The organism is Rubrivirga sp. (genome assembly GCF_049648075.1).
Taxonomy (GTDB): Bacteria; Bacteroidota; Rhodothermia; order Rhodothermales; family Rubricoccaceae; genus Rubrivirga.
This window is the reverse complement of the sequence record NZ_JBARYR010000630.1, coordinates 1-2,076: the sequence shown is the minus strand read 5'-3', so window position 1 is coordinate 2,076 and position 2,076 is coordinate 1. Positions and strand designations below refer to the sequence as shown.

The 2,076-nt window shown below is 69.6% G+C and carries 1 protein-coding gene; it reads right to left on the bottom strand.

Going from position 1 to position 2,076, the window contains the following annotated elements:
* Nucleotides 1–2,076: Rne/Rng family ribonuclease (locus WBA11_RS17165; protein ID WP_424521865.1), on the bottom strand; the 2,076-nt coding region annotated here is incomplete at both ends.

The following is a 2,076-nucleotide window of genomic DNA, read 5'->3' as shown; positions in this document are numbered from 1 at the left end:
CCGAACAACGGGTGGACGCGGACCACGATGGGCCGGCCCTTGAACTTGTCGTCGACCGTGTTGCGATAGTGGTCGAGCCACTCTCGAACGCGGGCTGCCAACGCCTGCGGCGTCGACTCCTCGGCCGTGAGCGTCGGGCTCGGCGTCGGCTCGCGACGGCGGCGCGGTGCCAGCTCCTCAGCCTCGGGTTCGGCTTCGAGCTCACGAGCGGGCGCGCTGGTGCGCTTGAGCTCACCGGCCCCGGCGGCGGCGGCGGCCTCCGCGGCGTCCAGCGGATCGCCGTTGTCGTCGGTCGCTTGGGCCGTGATCGACGGACGCAGGCGCTGACGCGTGATCTGGACCAGGCCGAAGTCCGACATCGGCAGCAGCTTGGTCACGGCGCGGTCCTTCTTGAAGACCTCCTTGAGCGCGTCGGTCACCTTGCGGCGGTCGCGGTCGTAGCGGAGGTCGATAAAGTCGACCACGATGATTCCGCCCAGGTCCCGCAAGCGGAGCTGCTTCGCGATCTCCTTGGCAGCTGCCACGTTGACGTCGATCAGGTTCTGCTTCTGGCTCTTGCCCCGACCGGCGCGGCCCGAGTTCACGTCGACGACGTGCATCGCCTCGGTCGTCTCGATGTAGAGGTAGCCGCCGCCCTTCATGTTGACGCGCTTCGAGAAGGCCTCTTCGACCTGCTTCTCGATGCCGACCGACCGGAACGCCGACTGGCGCCCCTTGTGCATCTCGACCTTGTCGACCATGCCCGGCGCGACGGCCTTGATGTAGGCCTTGAGCTGGCGAAACACCTTCTCGTCGTCGACCAGGATGCGGTCGAAGTCCTCCGAGAACAGGTCGCGAATGATCGAGCTCACCATGTTGACGTCCTCGTACAGGAGGACGGGCGGCTCGGGGTTCTGGTCGAGCTTGGTCTGGATCTTGCGCCACCGGTCGACGAGCAGGCGCAGGTCGGTGTCCAAGCTCTTGGCGTCGCGGCCGTCGGCGACGGTCCGCACGATGACGCCGAAGTTGTCGGGCTTGAGGCTCGTCGCTAAGGTCCGCAGGCGCTTGCGCTCCTTGGCGCTCTCGATCTTCTTGGAGACGGCCACGTAGTCCGCCGCGGGCACCAAGACCAGGAACCGGCCGGCGAGCGACAGGTCGGTCGAGACGCGCGGCCCCTTCGTGGAGATGGCCTCTTTGGTGATCTTGACGATCACCTTGGTGTCTCGCTTCAGGAGCTGGTCCGCCGGCGGGATCTTGCCCGAGTTCGAGGACGAGCCTCGGCCCCGGCCACCGTCCCGACCGCGGCCCCCACGGCCGCTGTCACGGCCACGCCCGCGGCCGCTCTCCTTCTTGCTGTCCGAGTCGTCGCGCGACGAGCTCCGGCCACGTCCGCCACGGTCCTCCGAGCGGTCGCGACCGCCCCGTCCTCGACGGGACCGCGTCTCCTTGTCATCGTCGTCCCTCGAGGACGAGTCGTCGGAATCGTTGGAGCGGCCCGAGTTGCGCGGCGACCGGTTTCCTCGCGGCGAGCTCTCGTCGACGCCCGACTCCTGCGCGTCGTCCGACCTCGAGGCCGACTCCCCACGTCCTCGCCCTCGGCGGGACCGGCCGCGGCCGGAGTCCTTGTCGTCGGACGCGTCGTCGGCGGACGAATCGTCGCTGGACGCGTCGGTGTCGGTCGGCTCCGACGTCTTCCGTCCTCGACGCGAGCGACGGCGAGAGTCGTCCCCGTCGGAGTCGTCGTCGCTGGAGCGGGACCGCTTGGGGCGCTGTGCGCTCGAGGTCAGGTCGAGCGTGGACGGCAGCGCGCGACGGCGGCCGCCCTTCTCGTCCTCGTCGGCCGAGGCCTCCGACTCGGGCGCCTCGTCCTTCTTCTTGGTCCGGCGGCGGCTCTTGGGCTTCTCGTCCTCGACGGGCTCCGAGTCGTTGTCGTCCGCCCTCGAGGACGGCTCCTCTGGGGACGAGTCGTCGTCCGAGCTCGCGTCGGCGTCGCCCGAGCTCTTGCGGCGGCGGCCCCGCCCTCGACGGCGGCGGCGGCGCGGGCGCGACTCCTCGTCCGAGTCGTCGTCGGTATCGACGCCAGACGTGCTCGATGTC